We start from the raw sequence: 227 nt of genomic DNA, 5'->3' as shown, positions 1-227 counted from the left end.
TGTCTTAGGTTGCAATATTACTCCACCATTTTTATTGTTAAAATCTTTATTACGCTCTAAAACAGCTACTTTTCCTCCTTGTTTGCTGAGTAACAGAGCAAGTGTTAAACCAACTGGACTTCCGCCAATAATACAATAATCGATTTTAATGGTGTTCATTTTTACTTCCCTATTTCCAACATAGTATAAATTAAAAATCTTAATTTGGTTTTAGAATATACTTCATA

The 227-nt window shown here is 30.0% G+C and carries 1 protein-coding gene; it reads right to left on the bottom strand.

Translation table 11 applies throughout. From position 1 onward, the window contains the following. On the bottom strand, positions 1-159 hold a 159-nt coding region (locus V7183_RS26100), incomplete at its 3' end, for an FAD-dependent monooxygenase (protein ID WP_438825198.1). Positions 160-227: the final 68 nt, after the last annotated feature.

The organism is Bacillus sp. JJ1127, from assembly GCF_036965845.1.
In the GTDB taxonomy this organism is placed as follows: domain Bacteria; phylum Bacillota; class Bacilli; order Bacillales; family Bacillaceae_G; genus Bacillus_A.
Note: the sequence above shows the minus strand (reverse complement) of the source record. Positions and strands in the feature narration are given on the sequence as shown.